Raw genomic sequence first — 20287 nt, forward strand, 5'->3', positions numbered from 1 at the left:
TCTCTTGCCGGCCACCGAAAGGCAGCCAAGCATGGTGAGGCAGCGCAGGCAAGTATTTTGCCTGACGGTGATCGAAGGTTCAGCCGGCGGGGCGGAAATGCTTGGAGAGCTTGAGGCCTTGCGCCTGGTAATTCGAGCCGAGATCGGTGCCGTAAAGCGCCTGCGGCCGCTTCAGCATGTGTTCGTAGACCAGCCGGCCGACGATCTGGCCGTGGTCGAGGATGAACGGCACTTCGTGGCTGCGCACTTCGAGCACCGCCCGGCTGCCGGTGCCGCCTGAGGCCGAATGGCCGAAGCCCGGATCGAAGAAGCCGGCATAGTGAACACGGAATTCGCCAACCAGCGGATCGAAGGGCGTCATCTCGGCGGCGTAGAGCGGCGGCACGTGCACGGCTTCGCGGCTGACCAGGATGTAGAACTCGTCCGGGTCGAGCACCAGTTCGCCGGCGCCGCTCTTGTAGAGCGGCTCCCAGAAATCGACGGCATCCTGGGCGGCGCGCTTGTCGACATCGACCAAGCCGGTGTGATGCTTGCCGCGATAGCCGACCAGGCCGTTCTGGTCGCCGTCAAGATCGATCGACAGCGCAATGCCGCCGCCGGAAATGTTGGGCGGCTCGGTCGCCACCAGCATCTCGGCGCGGTGCAATTCGTTCAGTTCTGCCTCCGACAACAGCGCGTTGCCAGTGCGAAAGCGGATCTGCGACAGCCTCGATCCGGCGCGTACGACGATCGGGAAGGTGCGTGGACTGACTTCGAGATAAAGCGGCCCGTGATAGCCGGGGGCGATCTTGTCGAACTCATGGCCGCGATCGGTCATCACCCGGGTGAAGATGTCGAGGCGGCCGGTCGAGCTTTTCGGGTTGGCCGAGGCCGACACGTCTGCGGGCAGCGCCAGGCTTTCGAGCAGCGGCACGATGTAGACGCAGCCGGTTTCCAGCACCGCGCCCTCGGCGAGACTGAATTCGTGCAATTTCAGCCGGTGAAGCTTGTCGGCCACCAGATGATCGGGACCCGGCAGGAAGGAGGCGCGCACGCGAAAAGCCTTGTCGCCGAGCCTGAGATCGAGGCTCGCCGGCTGCACCTGGTCGACATCGAGCGCGCGCGGCGACTTCAGCGCGCCGGACTGAAACAGCGCGGAAATGTCCTGATCGGGAAGAATGCCTGTCTGCCGCAAAAGGCTGGCTCCGCTCCAAGGTCGGTCTCTTTGTGGCAGGTTCTTGCCGCAAAACCGCTGGATATTATTGCGGAACCTGCCTGGTACAAACCTCTTAATGAAGCCGGCAATTGACGCAAGCGCAGGTGAGGTCTAAAGGGTCGTTATCCCGTGGTGATTTGGCCGGTCGGCTTGCAGCCACGTTAAACAAGTCGCTAAAGGACCGTCGGGCCGCAAGGCCATATGGACCGGTTGCGACTTTCGCGGCCGGTTTTTTTGTGTCTGGAACAAAAGCGATGAGCACCAAGAAGCGTAACTGGAAACCTCAGACCGCACTCGTGCACGGGGGAACGCTGCGTTCCCAGTTCGGCGAGACGTCCGAAGCGATGTACCTCACCCAAGGCTATGTCTACGAGACGGCGCAGGCTGCCGAGGCCCGTTTCAAGGGCGAGGAGCCGGGCTTCATCTATTCGCGCTATGCCAACCCTACCGTCGACATGTTCGAAAAGCGCATGTGCGCGCTGGAGGGTGCCGAAGATGCGCGCGCCACGGCGTCCGGCATGGCGGCGGTGACGGCAGCGCTCCTGTGCAGCGCCAAGGCCGGCGACCATATCGTTGCGGCGCGCGCGCTGTTCGGCTCCTGCCGCTGGGTGGTGGAGACGCTGGCGCCGAAATACGGCATCGAGGCAACGCTGGTCGACGGCACCGACATCGCCAACTGGGAAAAGGCGGTGCGGCCGAACACGAAACTGTTCTTCCTGGAAAGCCCGACCAATCCGACGCTGGAAGTGGTCGACATCGCAGCGGTGGCGGCGCTCGCCACCTCGATCGGCGCCAGGCTGATCGTCGACAATGTCTTTGCCACGCCCTTGCAGCAGAAGCCCTTGCAGCTCGGCGCCCATATCGTCGTCTACTCCGCGACCAAGCACATTGACGGCCAGGGACGCTGTCTCGGCGGCATCATCCTGTCGGACAAGAAATGGATCGACGAGAATTTGCACGACTATTTCCGCCACACCGGCCCGAGCCTGTCGCCGTTCAACGCCTGGACGCTGCTCAAGGGCCTGGAGACGCTGCCGGTTCGGGTGCGCCAGCAGACGGAAAGCGCGGCCAAGATCGCGGATTTCCTGGCAGGACGGCCGGAAATCGCCCGCGTCATCTATCCCGGCCGCGCCGACCACCCGCAGGCCGACATCGTCAAGAAGCAGATGACGGGCGGATCGACGCTGATCTGCCTCGACGTCAAGGGCGGCAAGCAGGCGGCCTTCGCCTTGCAGAACGCGCTCGACATCGTGCTGATCTCCAACAATCTCGGCGACGCCAAGAGCCTGATCACCCATCCGGCGACCACCACGCACAAGAACCTCAGCGACGAAGCTCGCGCCGAGCTTGGCATCGGGCCGGGAACGCTCAGGCTGTCGGTCGGTCTTGAGGATACGGACGATCTGCTGGAGGACGTTGCGCAGGCGCTGAAGGCAGCCGGATAGGCCGCGAGGCGTCACGCTCCCGACGAAACCTCTTCCAGTTCGGCCGTCTTGGTGCCGATGGTCATGATGTTGCCGCGCCAGTCGACGGCGCCGCTCAGCCAGCCGCGCGCCCAAATGGCGGGAAGCATCATGTCGCGCACCATCATCGCCGGGACCATGCGCAGCGACAGGTGCCAGCCCTTGGCCGCGGCCAGCGCGCATTCGGGAATGTAGGCCGCCGTCAGCACGGCCAACACCGTGGCCGGCAGGCTGATGCCGGCACTTGCGGCCGCCACCAGCGCCAACGCCAACGGCACGGCGACGCCGGTCAGGATCTCGGGTGCGAAAAACAGCGGGAAAGTGACGCGGCGCAACCGCGCCCAGCGCGCCTGGCGCGACCAGATGTCGGGAAGTCGGCGCTGCCCCAGTGGTTGCTCGAAAGGCGAGGCAACGAGATTGACGCGCAGGCCCAGTCCGTTGACCAGCTTGGTTGCAGCAGCATCCTCGGCGATCTCGGCGGCCAGCGCGCGGATACCGCCACTGGTATCGAGCATCGGCTTGTTCCACAGCATGCTCTTGCCTTGGGCAAAGCCGAGACCGAGCGCCTCGCCGGCATATTGCCAGCGCGCCTGCAGCGTGTTGAGGAACGCGCATTCGACCTCGGCCCAAAAGCCATCCGGCCGAGAGCCGATCGGCGTCGAGCAGATAAGCCCGGTATTGGTCCGCCAGGCCGCCATCAGGTGCTGGACGTAATCCCTTGGCATCAGCACGTTGGAATCCGCCAGAATAACCCAATGATAGCGCGCCGCTTCCCAGCCCTTGACGCAATTGTTGAGCTTCGGGTTGCTGCTGACGCGGTCGTCGCCGATCAGCAGCCGGGCCGGCACGTTGGGAAACAGGACGATCGCCCTGTTTATCAGTTTGACGACGGGATCGTCGGCGTGAGCGACGCAGAAGATCAGTTCGTAGCGCGGCCAGTCGAGCGAGAAGGCTCGCTGCAGCGTCTCTTGTGTGAACGGCTCCACGCCGCGCGACGGCACGACGATCGAGACCGGTGGCTGCTCGTCGGACGGCGGAGGGATAAGGCGACGCGCTTGCAGTTTCGACGAAGCAAGCAGGATGCTGGCGAGATTGGAAAGAAGCAAAGCGGAGGAAGCGAAGGCGGCTGTGAGAGCTAGTTCCATGAGATCTGGTCACTCCGGAAAGGCCGCTCGCGGCTGCTTTGTCAGTCGACAGATGGGCCTTGAGTCGCCGGCAAGGTTTGCGCACACCAACACTGTCATGTGTGTCACTTAAATGACATTGTTTGTCGGCACCTCCGCTTTGAGGCTGGCAGGACATGCCGTTGTGCGCGTATCAAACCGCATAGCGCGACAAATGTTCCTTGCCGCGCAACCGGAGCAGCCCATGTATCGCGCCGTCACGCGCAACATCGAAGTGCAGGTCAGACCGTTCTACCTGGAGGACCGCTCGGACCCGGCGGAGAACCGTTATGTCTGGGGCTACCAGGTGACGATCGACAACCAGTCGGACGATTTCGTGCAGCTTATGTCGCGTTACTGGCACATCACCGACGGCAGCGGCCGGATCGAGGAAGTGCGCGGCGCCGGCGTGGTCGGCGACCAGCCTGAGCTCAATCCGGGCGACAGCTATCAATACACGTCAGGCTGCCCGCTCTCGACGCCCTCCGGCATCATGGTCGGCCACTACACCATGCGCAACAAAAAGGGCGAGACGTTCGACGTCGCTATTCCCGCGTTTTCGCTGGATCTGCCGGGGACGCGGCGGACGGTGAATTAGGGGTTTTCTCCCCATCTCTATACGGGGAGAAATGCCCGGCAGTGCAATGAGGGGCGACGCCGGACTCATGAGGTTATCTTCCACGCACATGACGTAGGCTATGCGCGGCCATTCACCAAAGTTCGCGCTGCCCCTCATCCGCCCTTCGGGCACCTTCTCCCCGTGAACGGGGAGAAGGAAGAGATGCTACTGAGTTGCAAACTCCGCCGGGTCGAAGTCGTACTGCTTCGAGCAGAACTCGCAGGCGACGTGGATGCCGCCATCTTCGGTGCTGTCCTTGATCTCCTGCGCGGAAAACCCCTCGAGGATGCCGCGTATCTTGTCCCTTGAGCAGGAACATTGGTCGGCAACCGGCACGCCGCCGAAGACGCGCACGCCATGTTCGTGGAACAGCCTGTAGAGCAGCCGCTCGGCGCCGATGGTCGGGTCGATCAGCTCGGTCGGCTCGATGGTGCCGAGCAGCGCCACCAGCTCGCGCCAAGAATTGTCGGCCGGCTCGTTCATTACGTCGCGCGGATCGCCGTCGCCCCCCGAAATGTCGGGCACGCGCATGCGCTCGGGCGACTGCGGCAGGAACTGCGCCAGGATACCGCCGGCGCGCCACTGCTCGCGAGCACCGCCGGGGCCGGGCGTCAGCAGCTTGGCCACCGACAGCCTGAGGTCGGTCGGGATCTGCTCCGACTGGCGGAAATAGGTGCGCGCGGCGTCTTCCAGCGTCTCGCCGTCGAGCTGGACGATGCCCTGATAGCGCTGCGTGTGCGCCCCCTGGTCGATGGTCAGCGCCAAAACGCCGCTGCCCAGCAGCGTCTGCTGCGAGGTCTGGCCTGCGGCCACCAGGGCCTCCAGCCGGTCGGCATCGAAGCGCGCATAGGCGCGCAATGCCGAGGGCGTGGAGAAATCCGCGACCAGCATGTCGACAGGCCCGTCGGTGCGGGTCTGCAGGATGAACTTGCCCTCGAATTTGAGCGAGGTGCCGAGCAGCACCGTCAGCACACAGGCTTCCGCCAGCAGGCGGGCGACCGGCTCGGGATAGTCATGACGGTTGAGGATGGCGTCGAGCATCGGCCCGAGCTGCACGGTGCGGCCGCGCACGTCGAGCGGGCCTACCTCGAAGGGCACGACATGATCGTCGCCGGCATAGCCGAACTCGCCGAGTTTGGGGTGATGTTCAGTCACTTGATGCGTTTCCAACATGACAAAGCTCCAGGGCGCGGCCATGCGGCCCGGAGGGGTGCATGCGTCCAAACGCGCTTGATTTGCGTGATGGGGCGCAAATAGGCATCGCGTCGCCCCGGATCAAGCGCTTGGAGATCAAGCGCCTGGAGATCAAGCGCCCAGACACCAGGCCAAAACCGCCTTCTGGGCGTGGAGCCGGTTCTCGGCTTCGTCGAAGACCACCGAATGCGGACCGTCGATGACCTCGTCGGTGACTTCCTCGCCGCGATGCGCCGGCAGGCAGTGCATGAACAGGGCGTCGGGCTTGGCCCTGGCCATCAGCGCCGCATTGACCTGATAGGGCGAGAAGACATTATGGCCGCGGGCGCGGTGTTCCTGGCCCATAGACACCCAGCAGTCGGTGACGATGCAGTCGGCTTGGTCGACGGCCTCTTCGGGCGAGCGGGTGAAGTGCAGCTTGCCGCCATTGGACTTCGACCAGTCGATGTGCTTTTGCGCCGGCTCGCTGCCTTCCGGCACTGCGACGTTCAGGTTGAAGCGGAACCGCGCCGAAGCTTCGAGCAGCGAATGCAGCACGTTGTTGCCGTCGCCGGTCCAGGCGATGGTCTTGCCGGCAACCGGACCGCGATGCTCCTCGAAGGTCATGATGTCGGCCATCAGCTGACAGGGATGGGTGTCGTCGGTCAGCCCGTTGATGACCGGAATCGTGGCATTCTCGGTCAGCTCGAGCAGCCGCTCATGCGACGTGGTGCGGATCATGATGGCGTCCACATAGCGCGACAGCACCTTGGCGGTGTCGGCAATGGTCTCGGAGCGGCCGAGCTGCATTTCGGTGCCGGTCAGCATGATGGTCTCGCCGCCGAGCTGTCGCATGCCGACGTCGAAGGACACGCGCGTGCGCGTCGACGGCTTGTCGAAGATCATGGCCAGCACCTTGCCTTCGAGCGGTTTGGTCCGTTCGCCGGCCTTGAGGCGCGCCTTGCGCACCACCGCATCGTCCAGCATCAGGCGCAGATCGCCTTCGGAAACGGCGGAAAGATCGGTGAAATGGCGAAGGCTCATCGGGAATGGTTCTCGGGATTACTTCGCGGCGGCCGCGGCGATGGCGTCGGTCAGGCCCTTGGCAGCGGCGCGGATGCGATCGAGCGCTTCGCCGATCTCGGCGTCGGTGACGGTCAGCGGCGGCAGCAGACGAATGACGTTGTCGCCGGCCGGCACCGCCAGCAGATGCTGGTCGCGCAGCGCCATGTTGACCTTGGTGTTTGGCATGGCGCATTTCAGGCCAAGCATCAGGCCGCTGCCCCTGATGCCTTCGATGACATCGGGAAATTCGTCGGCGACCGCCGCCAGGCCCTGCTTCATCAGCAATGCCTTGCGCTGGACGTCTTCGAGGAAGCCGTCTTCCAGCACGACGTCGAGCACAGCGTTGCCGACCGCCATGGCCAGCGGATTGCCGCCGAAAGTGGTGCCATGCACGCCTGCCGTCATGCCGACGACAGCGTCGTCGGTGGCGAGGCACGCGCCCATCGGAAAGCCGCCGCCAATGCCCTTGGCAATCGCCATGATGTCTGGCGTCACGCCGGTCCATTCATGCGCGAACAGCTTTCCGGTGCGACCGATACCGCACTGGACCTCATCGAAGATCAGCAGCAGGCCATGCTGGTCGCAGAGCTGCCGCAGCCGCTTCAAGGATTGCGTCGGCACCGGGCGGATGCCGCCCTCGCCCTGTACCGGTTCGATCAGGATCGCGGCGGTCTCTGGTGTGATCGCCTTCTCGGCGGCGTCGATGTCGTCGAAGCCGACCTGGTCGAAGCCTTCGACCTTGGGGCCGAACCCTTCGAGATATTTGTACTGGCCGCCGGCGGCGATGGTCGCCAGCGTGCGGCCGTGGAAGGCGCCTTCGAAGGTAATGACCCGGAAGCGCTCGGGATGGCCCTTGACGAACTGGTAGCGCCGCGCCGTCTTGATCGCGCATTCGAGCGCCTCGGCGCCGGAATTGGTGAAGAACACCTTGTCGGCGAAGGTGGCGTCAGCCAGCCGCTCGCCGAGCCGGGCCTGCCCCGGGATCTCGTAGAGATTGGAGACGTGCCAGAGCTTGGCCGCCTGTTCGGTCAGCGCCGAGACCAGATGCGGATGGCTGTGGCCCAACGAATTGACCGCGATGCCGCCAGCGAAATCGAGATATCGCTCGCCCTTGTCGGTAACCAGCCAGGTGCCTTCGCCATGGTCGAAGGCCAAAGGGGCGCGGGCAAAGGTCTCGTAAAGCGCCGAACCGCTCATTATATGCGTCTCCGGTACCGGAAAAATCAAAAAAGCCGCCAAAGCGGCGGCCTTTGCGGCTTATCGTGTTTTTCGGCCATGAAGTCAACGAAAACGTCGCGCAGAGGCGCGCGGCAAGCTCCCGACGAGACGCCGGCTCATAAGCGACCGGGCAAGTTGGGGAAAACCTAAAAAACCGATTCGTGTTGCACCTGGGACTCTTGTCACCGAGTCAACACATGAGGTAATTGTAGTCCGGAAATAACTAGATTTCGTGCGGCGGACCTAATCACCTAATATATGTGGTGTCTGCCCCGGCAAAGATTGCCGGGTCGGGAATGGATTCCGGCTGCCGCACACTTAGCAGGAGCGCGGTCTCATGAACTGGACTGACGAGCGGGTCGAACTTCTCAGGAAACTGTGGTCGGAGGGCTTGAGCGCAAGCCAGATCGCCGCACAACTCGGCGGGGTCAGCCGCAACGCGGTCATCGGCAAGGTGCACCGGCTGAAGCTGTCGGGCCGCGGACGCTCGACCGCGACGCCGGCGCGTCAGAAGAAGACAACGCAGGGATCTTCGATCCAGAAATCGGTGCCTCGCGCCGCAACCACGCAGCGCCATGTCACGACGTCGATCGGGGCGAACGCGCTGCAGGCGCAGTTCGACGCCGAGCCAGTGGCGCGCCACTACATCCGCCCGGTCGAAAACGTCGTCGTGCCGATCTCGCGGCATCTGCAGCTCACCGATCTCACCGAGCGCACCTGCAAATGGCCGAATGGCGACCCGCTGTCGGAAGACTTCAACTTCTGCGGCAACGAGGCGGCTGAAACCGGACCTTACTGCAAGTACCACGCAAGGGTGGCGTTCCAGCCGGCTTCAGAGCGGCGCAGGAGCCGGTAGTTAGGAATAGGGATTGGGGACTGGGCAGTAGGGAATGGGGTAGCGCTCGTGAGGCGCCACCTTATTCTGCCTACTGCCTACTGCCTACTGCCTACTGCCTACTACCTACTGCCTACTGCCTACTGCCTACTGCCTACCATCACAGCCACCCACTCTTCCGAAATCGCCAATACAAAAACGAGCAGATCAGCGCGATCGAGACCAATACGACGGGATAGCCGTATTGCATCTTCAGTTCCGGCATGTCGTCGAAATTCATGCCGTAAATGCCGGCGAGCGCCGTCGGCACCGCCAGGATCGCCGCCCATGAGGCCAGCTTCTTGGTGTTCGCGGTTTCCTGGCTCTGGCCGACCAGCAGGCTGGCTTCGAAAGCGAACGCCAGAACCTCGCGCAGGCTGTCGATCTTTTCCTGCACGGTGCGGATATGGTCGGTGACATCGCGAAACAGCGGATGCATTGCGGTATGGATCTGCGGCAGTTCGGCGCTGGTCAGCCGGCGGCAGACCTCGACCAGCGGCAGCGCCGCATTGCGCAGGCGCAACAGATCGCGGCGCAGCATATAGAGCCGCTCGATGTCGGGACCGGTCATCGGCTTCAGAAGCACCCTGTCCTCGATTGCCTCGACCTCGTCCTCGATCTGCTCGAGCACCGGCATGTAGTTGTCGACGATGAAGTCGAGAATGGCGTAGAGGACGAAATCCTCGCCCTTGGCCAGTGAGTGCGGACAGCTTTCCCAGTGCTGGCGCACGGCGGCGTATGAGGTCGAGGGACCATGCCTGACGCTGACGATATAGCCTGAGCCGACGAACAGATGCGTCTCGCCGAAGGTGACGCGTCCGTCGATCAGCTGTGCAGTGCGGGCAACGATGAACAGCGCATCGCCATATTGCTCGATCTTCGGCCGCTGGTGCGGATGTTCGGCGTCTTCAATCGCCAGCTCATGCAAATGGAATTGCGCCTTGACGCGCAGCAGAAGCTCGCGGTCGGGTTCGAGCAGCCCGATCCAGACGACATGGCCCGACTTCTTGGCCCATTCGCCGGCTTCTTCGATCGGAATGTCGGCGATGCGCTTGCCGGCGGTGTAGACGCTCGACGCGATGATGCCGGACGATGCCGGCGCCGGCTTGAACTCTCGGACATATTCCATCGCAGCCTCCTGAGCGCCTGGCCTTGGCCAGGAACCGAGACGCTAACATCCAGGTAGTTTAGCGCAATATGATTAAGCGTTCGAGGGGAGCGCGATCACTTCACCGGCAGCGCCGGAAGGGCAACCTTGTCGGTCTTGTCGCCCTTTGGACGCTCGGCCGGCAACTGCTCGCCGGTGACGATGTAGTAGATCGTCTCGGCAATGTTGGTGGCGTGGTCGCCGATGCGCTCGATGTTCTTGGCGCAAAACAGCAGATGCGTGCACGGCGTGATGTTGCGCGGATCTTCCATCATGTAGGTCAAAAGCTCGCGAAACAGCGAGGTGTACATGGCGTCGATCTGGTCGTCGCGGTCGCGAACGAAGCCTATTTTCTCGACCGAGCGCGAGGCATAGACGTCGAGCACTTCCTTGAGCTGGGTCAAAGCGAGTTCGGCAAGCGCCTCGAGGCCGCGAAACAGGCTGGTCGGCTGGCGGCCGTCAATGACGCTGACCACACGCTTGGCGACGTTCTTGGCGAGGTCACCGACCCGTTCGAGGTCGGCCGAAATGCGGATGGCGCCGACGATCTCGCGCAGATCCGTCGCCATGGGCTGGCGCTTGGCGATGATGACGATGGCTTTGTCGTCGATTTCGCGCTGGCCATCGTCAAGCACGATGTCGTCACGAATGACCTTCTGGGCGAGGCCGGGATCGGCATTGACCAGCGCCTGGATCGCCTGCTCGACCATGCGCTCGGCATGGCCGCCCATCGCAGCGATGCGCTTCGCCAGGTATTTCAGCTCTTCGTCATAGGCGCTGACAATGTGTACGGACTGCATGGGCGAAATGCCTTCCTTAAATCTTTGGCCTTTTGAGTCGTTTCCTCGACCCTGTGCTGATACGCTAGCCGGATGACAGAAAGAAGAAACAGGCAGTTAGCAGATAGTACCGCCTCAGCCTGCCGGCAAATGGACCGTGAACGCCGCGCCCTTGCCAACCTCCGACTTGATCGAAAGCCGGGCGTTGTGGCGCGTCAGAATATGCTTGACGATGGACAGGCCAAGACCGGTGCCTTTCTGCGTGCGGCTGCTCTCCACGTCGACGCGATAGAAGCGCTCGGTAATGCGCGGTATGTGCTCTTCCGGGATGCCCGGGCCATAGTCCCTGATGGTGACATCGATGCCCGGTTCCGGGCCGGCCTCGCCCCGCGCGATCGACACTGTGACGCGTCCGCCAGGCTGGCCGTATTTGCAGGCGTTTTCCAAGAGATTCTCGAACACCTGGAACAGCTCGTCGCGGTCTCCGGGCACGTCGAGCGGCCCCTCGGCGTAGTCGCGGTCGATGACGACGCCGTTCTCGCTGGCGAGCGGGCCCAGTGAATCGATGACGCTGTCGATGGTCTGGCGCAGATCGACCTCGGTTCCCGGCCTCAGGTAAGGCTTCATTTCAAGCCTCGACAGCGACAGGAGATCGTCGATGAGGCGCGCCATGCGGCCGGTCTGGTTCTGCATGATCTGCAGGAACTGCTCGCGCGCCGCCGGATCGTTGCGGGCCGGGCCGCGCAACGTCTCGATGAAGCCCGAGATCGAAGCAAGCGGGGTGCGCAGCTCGTGGCTGGCATTGGCTATGAAGTCAGCGCGCATGCGATCGATGCGGCGCGTCTCGCTCTGGTCCTTGAACACCAGCACATAGAGATCTGTGGCGTGGCCGACCGAGGATGCGCTGACCCGGTAGGCGCGTTCCACCGGCAGCTTCTCGGTGTAGTCGACGGCATCCGAGGCGACGGCTCCCGACAGCACGCCGTCGAGCAAGGCCTGCATTTCCGGCGCGCGGAATTTTAGCGACAGCGACAGGCCGGGCGCGATACCGACAAAGGCGGCAAAGGCGGCGGCATTGGCGTGGACGATGGTGGCGGTGCGGTCGAAGATGATCAGCGGATCGGCAACGGCAGCCGCAAGATATTCGCCGGAAAGCCGCTGCAGCCCGCTCGCCTCGACCGTGGCAATGGTCTTCTCAGCAGACCGGCTGGCGCCACCGGTTGGCAGAAGCGCGGCAGCCAGCAGCACCGTCAACGCAGCCAGGACGACATAGGCGGAGATACCGGCAAAACCATAAACGGCCAGGATAGCGATCGCACCGGCGGCAAGCAGCCATCGGCTGTTCCACAGCCGGCCGGCGACGGCCTGCCCCCTGGTTGTCCGCTCTGCCCCGGTGTCAGCCATTCGTGCTTTCCGTGCTTCTGCGCCGGTCCCGCCGAAACTTCCGCTGGACCGGGTTTGAGGCCCCCCATAGCATGAGTCCGCAAGCTGGAAAGGTTCGTCTCGATGAAAAAAGCCAAGGAAAGTCCCGCCGCAGAGCCGGCAAAGGGGCCGCTGAAGATCAAGGTGGACGGCAAGGAGCGGGAGTTCGACATCGAAAACCCCGAACTTCCCAGCTGGATCGAGGACCACAAACTGACCGCAGGCGACTACCCCTACGACAAGAAAATGAAGAGCGAGGAGTATGACGAGACGCTGGAGCGGCTGCAGATCGAACTGGTCAAGGCGCAGGCCTGGCTGCAGGCGACCGGCAGCAGAGTGATGTCGCTGTTCGAGGGGCGCGATGCCGCCGGCAAGGGCGGCACCATCTCGGTGCTGCGCCAGTATCTCAATCCTCGAACCGCGCGCAACGTGGCGCTGACCAAGCCGACCCCGACCGAGGTCGGGCAGTGGTACTACCAGCGCTACGTCGCCCATTTCCCGACATCAAGCGAATTCGTCACCTTCGATCGCTCCTGGTACAACCGCGGCGGCGTCGAGCCGGTGATGGGCTTCTGCACACCGGAACAGCATGCAAAATTCCTCGACGAGACGCCGCATTTCGAGCGGATGATCTCCAATGAGGGCATCTATTTCTTCAAATTCTGGCTCAACATCGGCCGCGAGACCCAGCTCGAACGGTTTCACGACCGCCGCTGGTCGCCGCTGAAGAACTGGAAGTTCTCGCCGATCGATATTGCCGGCATCACCAAATGGGACGACTACACCAAGGCGCGCGACCAGATGGTCGAGCGCACGCACAAACAGTTCGCGCCCTGGATCATCGTGCGGGCCAATGACAAGCGACGCTCGCGGCTGGCCGTCATGCGGCGCATCCTGTTGTCACTGCCCTATGATGGGCGCGATCTCGACGCCATCGGCAAGGAAGACAAAAAGATCGTCGGCGAAGGGCCGTCGTTTCTTGAGAAGTAGAGACTGGCCTCGATAGGCAGAGGCTGAAATTACAGAGCCCACCCCCACACGGAGGTGGGCTCTGTGGCCATTGTCTAAAGCGCATCGCATTTGAACGGATTCACGCGACGCGCTTTAGGTCTTTGTTTCATGCATGTCGTTCTCTCAAAACCGGGGCCACTTTGAGCGACATGCATTAAAGCGCGTCGGGTGAAGACAGTCTCACGACGCCTGCCGCATGCCGAGCATGTGGGGGGTGCCCCTGGCCAACACCGGGGCGTGATGGTTGCGGCGCGAACGCACGACATCCAGCGTATGCTCGTTGAAGGTCAGCAGTGTGGCGACGACCTGCTGGTTGCCATAGGTGCGCTGGTAACCGAGCGGCGTCGCCAGGAAGTGCAACTGCAGCGTCCGCAGCACCCACACCGGCTCGACCTCGATAATGACCTGATCGACATTGCGAGCAAGGCCCCATTCGACGAAGCCGGCGATCAGTTCGGTGCCGACCGTAGACACGCCGCGCTTGCCATCGCGAAAGCCTGGCGCCACCGCGTAACGGGTTAGCTCCCAGACATTCGGTCCCGAAGGGCGCTTTCCCTCGCAGAGTTCCGGCATCACATCGCTAAGGAGATGCGGCCGTGTGGTCGGCAGCATCCGATGATAGCCTGCAAGCTCGCCATTGCGTATGACAAGGTGGTGTTCGGCCTCATCATGGTCGAATTGATCGATTTCGAGGCCGTCCGGGCGATCGAGATCGGTCCACCGCATCTCATCGACGAAGACCTTGTAACGCAGGCGATGGACGGCCTCCCATAGGTCGGGACGTTCCATCAGTTGTTGAGTGGTAAGGGAAAATAGCATTAGCCGTCTCCTGGGCTTAAGAGGAAGATACGGCCGGGCTTTCCCGAAAAAATTGCGCGAAGGTGTTGGCAAGGATTTCCAGGCTGCCACAGCCGACATGGCTAATATAGCTGCGTCTAAACGCCTCCGCGATGGCGTGCACCCTGTTGGCGACGCCGAGTCTGCTTTTGGCGTTAAGAAAGCATTAGCCGTCTCAAGAGGACGACAGGGGCCGGTCTTTTCTGAAGATATGACGCCAACACTGCGGCCATAAATTTCGGGCCGCCAGAACCGGCCTAGCTGATATAGCCGTGCCTGACTGCTTCGGCGACTGCCTGCACACGGTTGGCGGCGCCTAGTTTGCTCTTGGCGTTGAGAAGGTGTTTCTCAGAGGTATGCTCCGAGATGCCGAGGATCTGCGAAATCTCCCACTCGGATTTTCCGACCGCCGCCCATTGCAGGCATTCGCGCTCGCGCGGCGTCAATTCAATGTGATCGATAGATTTGCCGGCCGTCGTTTGAAGCTGCATGGCGCGGCCGATGGCATAGGTGGAGGCCAGCGAGACCATTGCGAATTCGGCTTCGGACAGTTCGACCGCCTCACCGCCCAGCGAGACCAGCGCGATCTGGCCTTCGAGCGTGATCAGCGGGAAGGCGAGGCCGTCACGCAGCTTGAACTGGCGGGCGTCGCGCATCACCTCGGCGCTGCTCTTGTCGGCGGGCATGCTTTGAACGGCATCGCGCCATTGGAATGGCGCCCGAAACTGCTTCAAATGGCTGACGACCGGATCGTGGTCGACGTAGTTGCGCGATAAGTAACGCTCCAGCCATTCGCTAGGCCAATCGCAGAGCAGCACATGGTCCTTCGTCTGGCTGCTTGGTGTACCGGGCTGCGGCACCGTTGCGGCTATCAGGGCCGTCAATCCGAAATTCGAGGTGACACTAAGTAGCTGCTCGCACACCGCAGCCGACGTGTCGGCACGCTGCACCCGGTCAATATATTCAAGTGTCCGGTCAAAATAACCCATCGCAACATCTACCCCATGTTGCCTACCGCTCTTGAGACCGATGCTACGTGCCTGCCCCGCACTTAGCCATCAACCCCGGATTGCAAAGCCACATCCTTAGCTTCTCTAACGCCAGCGACCGCCAACCCCGGGCCGACTCTGTGCGGCTATTTGCAACCTCGCCAAAGCATAACCCGAAATTTGCCCGTTGAAATCAAAAACAATTGTGCCTGCGCCGTTTTCGTATCACAAGCCAACGGCCAAGACGGGCGGAGTTTTTTGTGACATCACGCTGGATAACCATCGCCTTGCTGTCGATGCTGATGGGAGTGCAGCCGTTTGCCGGCGCTGCGCGGGCAGCGGAACCGCAGGTACCGGTGCTTTGGGATGCCAAGGAGCGGCTGCCGAAACCGGACCTTTCGGCGCTGCCGAGGCTCAGGTTCCTCACCACAACCGATTTCCCGCCCTTCAATTTTCTCGACGGCACGGGCCGATTGTCCGGCTTCCACATCGACCTGGCGCGGGCGATTTGCGCCGAACTCGACATCGCCGACAAATGCCAGATCCAGGCGCTGCCCTGGGCCGAACTCGACGACGCGTTGCAGAAGGGCGAAGGCGAGGCGATCATCGCCGGCATCGCCGCAACGCCGGAGACGCGGGCGAAGTACAGCTTTTCGCGCTCCTATCTACAGTTTCCGGCGCGCTTCATCATGCCGAAGACCAAGGCCTTCGCCGAGCCGATCCTCGACAAATTGCGCTCGAAGCGGGTCGGCGTGCTGGCCGGCTCGGCGCATGAAAAGATGCTGCGCGATTATTTCGGCACCGTGCAGATCATCCGCTTTCAACGGCCGGAAGACCTCTACAGCGACTTGAAGAGCGCCAAGATCGATGCCGCCTTCGGCGACGGCATGCGCTTTTCCTTCTGGCTGGGCGGCACGGACGCCGCCGGTTGCTGCCGCTTCGCCGGTGGACCCTACCTGGCGCCGGAATATCTGGGGTCCGGCATGACCATTGCCACCCGGGCCAGCGACCCAGCGCTGGCCGCAGCCATGGACTACGCGCTGCAGGAGATATCGGTGAAAGGCACCTTCGCCGAATTCTACCTGCGCTATTTCCCGGTCAGTTTCTTCTGATCCGGTTCTCGGTCCAGCTTTTTCTGATCCGGCCCCGGTCAGCTTCCTCTACGGGCTGGATCAGGTCAGCGTGCGCAGGCGGGCCTTCGCCCCGCGCGCGATGGCTGCGGCGGTCAGCGTGTCGAGATCGAGCTCACGCCGGATCAACTGCAGCACCCGCAATTCCTCCATGCGCATTTCGAGATCGACGGCGGCAACCTCGAAGGCCGCGGCATAGGCGGTGTCGTGCAGCCGTTCGGGCAAAATCTCGGCGACACGCTCGAGCACGCCTTCCAACCCATCCTTTTCATGCAGCATCTTCTGGCAGTCCTGCGCAATGGCGATCAGCCTGTCCTGCTTGAAATCCTCGAACACCGGCCAGCTGCGGACGACGTCGCCGATGCGCGCCAGTTCGATATCGGTCATGTCGCGATCGGAAGCCGAGGTGATGACCATCAGGTAGATCAGGGCTTCATGGGTGGACGGCAACGGCATTCAAAACTCCTTGATAGTGAGGGTCGAAGGTAGGGACGCCACGGCGCCGTCGCAACGAAAACGCCTGATATCGTTGACGCTCCGCCCTGTCGCGCCTAGAGACCCGGTTGAAAAATCTTACCAGCCGCGAAAGCCGGCCATGACTGGAACTTTGACATGACGGGATCAAACATCGCCGATCTCAACCCCGAAATGCTTGCGGCAGCCGCCGAAAGCAAGGCCTGGCCGTTCGAGGAAGCCAAAAAGATCATCGAGCGCTACAAGGGCGGCGACTTCCCGGAGATCGTCCTGTTCGAGACCGGCTACGGCCCGTCGGGCCTGCCGCATATCGGCACGTTCGGCGAGGTCGCGCGCACCTCGATGGTGCGCCATGCCTTTCACGTGCTGACCGGGAACAAGGTCAAGACCAAGCTGCTCTGCTTCTCCGACGATATGGACGGCATGCGCAAAATCCCCGACAATGTGCCGGATCGCGCAGCGCTCGAGCCCTATCTGCATATGCCGCTGTCGGCGGTGCCCAATCCGTTCGGCGGCGACTATCCGAGCTTTGGCGACCACAACAACGCGATGCTGTGCCGCTTCCTCGACACGTTCGGCTTCGACTACGAATTCGCCAGCGCCACGCAGTACTACAAGGCCGGCCGCTTCGATGCGATGCTGGTGCGCGCCGCCGAGCGCTATGAGCAGATCATGGCGGTGATGCTGCCGACGCTGGGGCCGGAGCGGCAGGCAACCTACAGCCCGTTCCTGCCGATCTCGCCGAAGAGCGGGCGCGTGCTCTACGTGCCGATGAAGCATGTCGACGCCAAGGCCGGCAACATCACCTTCGACGATGAGGGCACCGAGACCACGCTTTCGGTGACCGGCGGGAAGGTCAAGCTGCAGTGGAAGCCGGATTTCGGCATGCGCTGGGCAGCGCTCGGCGTCGATTTCGAAATGTTCGGCAAGGACCACCAGACGAACGCGGTGATCTACGACCGCATCTGCAACATTCTCGGCGGGCGCGCGCCCGAGCATTTCGTCTACGAACTGTTCCTGGACGAGAACGGCCAGAAGATCTCGAAGTCGAAGGGCAACGGGCTGACCATCGACGAATGGCTGCGCTACGCGCCGACCGAAAGCCTCGGCCTCTATATGTATCAGCGGCCAAGGCAGGCGAAAAAGCTCTATTTCGACGTCATCCCACGCGCCGTCGACGAGTACTACACCTTCCTCAACGCCTATCCGCGCCAGGACTGGAAGGAGCGGCTGGGCAATCCGGTCTGGCACATGCATGACGGCAAGCCGCCTTCCATCGACATGCCGGTGCCGTTCTCGCTGCTGCTCAACCTGGTCAGCGCCTCCAACGCGCAAAACAAGGATGTGCTGTGGGGCTTCATCTCGCGCCATGCATCTGGCGTGACGCCGGCGACGCATCCCGAACTCGACCAGCTGGTCGGTTTCGCCATCCGCTACTTCGACGATTTCGTGAAGCCGACGAAGACCTTCCGGCCGGCCGACGATGTCGAACGCGTGGCGCTGGAAGCGCTTGGCAACGCGCTTGCTGGCCTGCCGGCCGGCGCCGACGGCGAAGCGATCCAGAACGCTTCGCTCAACGTGGCGCGCAAGATCGAACGCTATCAGGACCATTCGAAGAAGAGCCCGGACGGCGGCCCTGGTGTCTCGGGCGCTTTCTTCCAGATGATCTACCAGGTGCTGATCGGCCAGGAACGCGGACCGCGCTTCGGTTCGTTCGCAGCCCTCTACGGCATCGCCGAAACCCGCGCCCTCATTGAGCGGGCGCTGGCTGGTCAGTTGGCGGCGTAATTTCCGTCCCGGCCGGCGGCGTGTCTATCGCCGGGGCATCAAGGATCGGTTGCGACGCCGTCGGTGCCGCAACAGGCGTTGGCGCCGGTGGCAGGCCGCCAAGATCGGGCGCGGCGCCGAAGACGCCCTTCTTGGCGGCGCGCGCCTTGTCGCCCGCTTCGACATAGGGGCCGCCTGCCGTGGCGCGCGCCCAGCCGTTTTCGACCAGCCACTGGCCGACATCCAGCTTGCCGATGCGGCATTCGGCGGCGATCAACGCACGGTCGGCCTCCGGCGGCACCTTGCAGGCAACGGCCCGGCCGCGCAGGAAAGACCGGAACGCGGTGCGCGCCCTGATACCGCAAGCCCAGGACTTGCCGCCCTCGGTGCAGGTCTCGTCTTGCCTGACGATGTCGATGCCGGAGACCGTCACGGAATAACCATTGGCTTCGATCAGGCCGGCGGCGGCCGCGACCGGCTGGAACAGCTTTGTTCCTCCCCAGTCGTCGACCGCTCTGCGCCCACGCGGCTTGGGCGGTCCGGCCAGCGCCAGGTCGCTCAGCGGCGCGCGTGGCTCAACCCGTTCAAGTTCTTCTACCGGCAGCGGCGGCGGTGCGATGGCCTCGGGATCGATCGCCCTCGAATGCACCTGAGGCGAGTGCATCGGAGGCTTGACGGGCTGGACCTCGGGGACCGCCGACGTCGCCGGCTCCTCGGGCACGGCCTCGGTGTCCGGGTCGATCTGGTCGACGGTGATGGCGGTGCTTTCGTGATGCAGCGCGCGACCGCCGGCGACGACAATGGCGACCATCACCGGGATCGCCAGGAGGGCTATGAGGATTTGAAGCAGACGCACCGCGAGACCTACTGGCTTGCCCAGACGATCCGCGCCACCCATTCGACCTCGCCCATCGCGATGTCGCGGTCCGGATGGTCGGGGTTGAGCGAAATCAGCACGATCGATTTCGTCGTCTGGCGGTCGAGCACCTTGGCCATGACTTCGCCGGCATTGGTCTTGACGACGACGCGGTCGCCCTTGCGGGTAGCGGCGCCCGGCTCGACGATCAGCACATCGCCATTGCGGTAGAGCGGCAGCATGGAATCGCCCTGCACCTTCAACGCATAGGAGGTTTCGGTCGCCCGTGCCGGAAGCTCGACAAGGTCCCAGCCCTGGCCTGAGGGATAGCCGGCATCATCGAAGAAGCCGCCGGCGCCGGCCTGGGCGAAGCCGAGCAGCGGCACCGCCGAACGCTGCGGGGCTAACGAGCCCGAAGCTGTCTTGGCACGGCCTTCGACCAGTCCGGTGAATTCGTCGAGCGAAGCGCCTGTCGCCTCGATGATCTTGGCCAGCGATTCGGTCGAGGGCCAGCGCGGTCGCCCATCCGAGGACAGCCGCTTCGACTTGTTGAAAGCGGTGGAGTCCAGACCGGCTCGCCGGGCCAGGCCGGAGGCCGACAACGAATAGCGCTCGGCGAGAGCGTCGATGGCTGCCCAAACTCGGTCATGCGAGAGCAATTCGCTCTCCTCAAAACAGGAAAAAATACCTTTTCCTTCTAACGCGTGGTCATCCGATTGTCCACCGGCGCGCGGCCCGATCCCCTAAAAAGCTGTGTGCGGCGAAGTCGTCATGGATGCCTCAAACTGCCTTGGCAAGGCTGCGCAATCCTTGGTGGGAGGTCATGCAAACCCGCTCGGCCTCGGTCGGCGGCCGCGGTTGAACGGAGCGGTCAAGCGTCCTATTGGACGCGCCAAGGACGCAGTAGCATTTGATTTGGCGCATGATCCTTTCCGAAAATCGATTCCGATTTTCGGGGTCATGCGCGAGGTCGGCGAGCATCATGTAGCGGGCGTTGTTGAGATGGAGGTTGAAGTCGATGTCGGCAGGCAGCGAAAAGCCAGCCGACTTTCGCTGCCGACCGCGTAAAGGGTCACGGCGCGCCTTGCCGTGGCCATCATGCGCG

The 20287-nt window shown here is 63.0% G+C and carries 19 protein-coding genes, 1 pseudogene and 1 riboswitch; of the genes and pseudogenes, 6 read left to right on the plus strand and 14 right to left on the minus strand.

The features are described from left to right. Positions 1 to 79 precede the first annotated feature (79 nt). Entirely contained in the window at positions 80 to 1174 is a 1095-nt protein-coding gene (locus ACYG9R_RS06915; RefSeq protein ID WP_023823723.1) for a 2'-deoxycytidine 5'-triphosphate deaminase, read from the minus strand. Positions 1175 to 1314: 140 nt separating this feature from the next. After that, positions 1315 to 1392, plus strand: a riboswitch (SAM riboswitch). A gap of 57 nt (positions 1393 to 1449) precedes the next feature. On the opposite strand from ACYG9R_RS06915, the gene ACYG9R_RS06920 reads away from it, so the two are divergent. Beyond that, positions 1450 to 2640 (plus strand): O-succinylhomoserine sulfhydrylase, encoded by a 1191-nt coding sequence (locus ACYG9R_RS06920; protein ID WP_023669633.1) that lies wholly within the window; start codon positions 1450 to 1452, stop codon positions 2638 to 2640. Positions 2641 to 2651: 11 nt separating this feature from the next. On the opposite strand, the gene ACYG9R_RS06925 is transcribed toward ACYG9R_RS06920, so the two are convergent. Continuing rightward, a complete protein-coding gene (locus ACYG9R_RS06925) occupies positions 2652 to 3803 on the minus strand; it encodes a ceramide glucosyltransferase (RefSeq protein ID WP_023681947.1) in 1152 nt (383 codons plus the stop codon). A gap of 223 nt (positions 3804 to 4026) precedes the next feature. On the opposite strand from ACYG9R_RS06925, the gene apaG reads away from it, so the two are divergent. Continuing rightward, positions 4027 to 4419, plus strand: coding sequence for a Co2+/Mg2+ efflux protein ApaG (gene apaG / locus ACYG9R_RS06930; RefSeq protein ID WP_023818784.1), 393 nt, complete (start codon positions 4027 to 4029; stop codon positions 4417 to 4419). Positions 4420 to 4605: 186 nt separating this feature from the next. Here the strand turns inward: apaG and ACYG9R_RS06935 are convergent, their stop codons facing one another. The 3 genes from ACYG9R_RS06935 to ACYG9R_RS06945 all read right to left on the minus strand — a co-directional run bounded on the left by ACYG9R_RS06935 (position 4606) and on the right by ACYG9R_RS06945 (position 7875). Then, positions 4606 to 5637 carry an Hsp33 family molecular chaperone gene (locus ACYG9R_RS06935; protein ID WP_031198187.1) on the minus strand — a complete coding sequence of 344 codons (1032 nt, stop codon included), beginning with the start codon at positions 5635 to 5637 and terminating at the stop codon, positions 4606 to 4608. A gap of 108 nt (positions 5638 to 5745) precedes the next feature. Then, the gene (gene argF / locus ACYG9R_RS06940) at positions 5746 to 6657 is read right to left on the minus strand and encodes an ornithine carbamoyltransferase (RefSeq protein WP_023669629.1); all 912 of its coding nucleotides are present in this window, start codon (positions 6655 to 6657) and stop codon (positions 5746 to 5748) included. A gap of 18 nt (positions 6658 to 6675) precedes the next feature. Next, positions 6676 to 7875: an aspartate aminotransferase family protein gene (locus tag ACYG9R_RS06945; protein WP_023823724.1), complete on the minus strand. Its 1200-nt coding sequence runs from the start codon at positions 7873 to 7875 to the stop codon at positions 6676 to 6678. Positions 7876 to 8233: 358 nt separating this feature from the next. Between ACYG9R_RS06945 and ACYG9R_RS06950 the strand changes: the two genes are divergently transcribed. Further along, positions 8234 to 8752, plus strand: coding sequence for a GcrA family cell cycle regulator (locus ACYG9R_RS06950; protein WP_023669627.1), 519 nt, complete (start codon positions 8234 to 8236; stop codon positions 8750 to 8752). Positions 8753 to 8891: 139 nt separating this feature from the next. Here the strand turns inward: ACYG9R_RS06950 and ACYG9R_RS06955 are convergent, their stop codons facing one another. From ACYG9R_RS06955 to ACYG9R_RS06965, 3 genes are all read right to left on the minus strand, one after another. Further along, the gene (locus ACYG9R_RS06955; RefSeq protein ID WP_023692534.1) at positions 8892 to 9899 is read right to left on the minus strand and encodes a magnesium and cobalt transport protein CorA; all 1008 of its coding nucleotides are present in this window, start codon (positions 9897 to 9899) and stop codon (positions 8892 to 8894) included. A gap of 95 nt (positions 9900 to 9994) precedes the next feature. Beyond that, positions 9995 to 10717 (minus strand): phosphate signaling complex protein PhoU, encoded by a 723-nt coding sequence (gene phoU / locus ACYG9R_RS06960; RefSeq protein WP_023692535.1) that lies wholly within the window; start codon positions 10715 to 10717, stop codon positions 9995 to 9997. A 114-nt stretch (positions 10718 to 10831) separates the two neighbouring features. Continuing rightward, a complete protein-coding gene (locus ACYG9R_RS06965) occupies positions 10832 to 12100 on the minus strand; it encodes an ATP-binding protein (protein WP_023715333.1) in 1269 nt (422 codons plus the stop codon). Positions 12101 to 12202: 102 nt separating this feature from the next. On the opposite strand from ACYG9R_RS06965, the gene ppk2 reads away from it, so the two are divergent. Continuing rightward, positions 12203 to 13108, plus strand: coding sequence for a polyphosphate kinase 2 (gene ppk2 / locus ACYG9R_RS06970; protein WP_023703442.1), 906 nt, complete (start codon positions 12203 to 12205; stop codon positions 13106 to 13108). A 201-nt stretch (positions 13109 to 13309) separates the two neighbouring features. Here the strand turns inward: ppk2 and ACYG9R_RS06975 are convergent, their stop codons facing one another. Further along, a complete protein-coding gene (locus ACYG9R_RS06975) occupies positions 13310 to 13948 on the minus strand; it encodes an acyl-homoserine-lactone synthase (RefSeq protein WP_023681954.1) in 639 nt (212 codons plus the stop codon). A 275-nt stretch (positions 13949 to 14223) separates the two neighbouring features. Then, a complete protein-coding gene (locus tag ACYG9R_RS06980) occupies positions 14224 to 14955 on the minus strand; it encodes a helix-turn-helix transcriptional regulator (protein ID WP_023669621.1) in 732 nt (243 codons plus the stop codon). 296 nt (positions 14956 to 15251) lie between these two features. Here ACYG9R_RS06980 and ACYG9R_RS06985 point away from each other — a divergent pair, with 296 nt between their 5' ends. After that, positions 15252 to 16067 carry a transporter substrate-binding domain-containing protein gene (locus tag ACYG9R_RS06985; protein WP_050590359.1) on the plus strand — a complete coding sequence of 272 codons (816 nt, stop codon included), beginning with the start codon at positions 15252 to 15254 and terminating at the stop codon, positions 16065 to 16067. A 60-nt stretch (positions 16068 to 16127) separates the two neighbouring features. On the opposite strand, the gene ACYG9R_RS06990 is transcribed toward ACYG9R_RS06985, so the two are convergent. Next, positions 16128 to 16541 (minus strand): tellurite resistance TerB family protein, encoded by a 414-nt coding sequence (locus ACYG9R_RS06990; RefSeq protein ID WP_023703444.1) that lies wholly within the window; start codon positions 16539 to 16541, stop codon positions 16128 to 16130. A 156-nt stretch (positions 16542 to 16697) separates the two neighbouring features. Between ACYG9R_RS06990 and ACYG9R_RS06995 the strand changes: the two genes are divergently transcribed. Beyond that, positions 16698 to 18347 (plus strand): lysine--tRNA ligase, encoded by a 1650-nt coding sequence (locus ACYG9R_RS06995; protein WP_023732412.1) that lies wholly within the window; start codon positions 16698 to 16700, stop codon positions 18345 to 18347. Here ACYG9R_RS06995 and ACYG9R_RS07000 read toward each other — a convergent pair. The 3 genes and pseudogenes from ACYG9R_RS07000 to ACYG9R_RS07010 form a co-directional block, all read right to left on the minus strand. Beyond that, entirely contained in the window at positions 18310 to 19182 is an 873-nt protein-coding gene (locus tag ACYG9R_RS07000; protein ID WP_023823726.1) for a thermonuclease family protein, read from the minus strand. The genes ACYG9R_RS06995 and ACYG9R_RS07000 overlap by 38 nt on opposite strands. Positions 19183 to 19190: 8 nt before the next feature. Further along, positions 19191 to 19841, minus strand: a complete 651-nt coding sequence (locus tag ACYG9R_RS07005) for a S24 family peptidase (RefSeq protein ID WP_023823727.1) — start codon at positions 19839 to 19841, stop codon at positions 19191 to 19193. Between the two features lie 310 nt (positions 19842 to 20151). After that, positions 20152 to 20279: pseudogene (locus tag ACYG9R_RS07010) on the minus strand (thioesterase family protein); the annotation flags it as partial. Between the last annotated feature and the right edge of the window lie 8 nt (positions 20280 to 20287).

Source organism: Mesorhizobium sp. RSR565B (assembly GCF_054719465.1).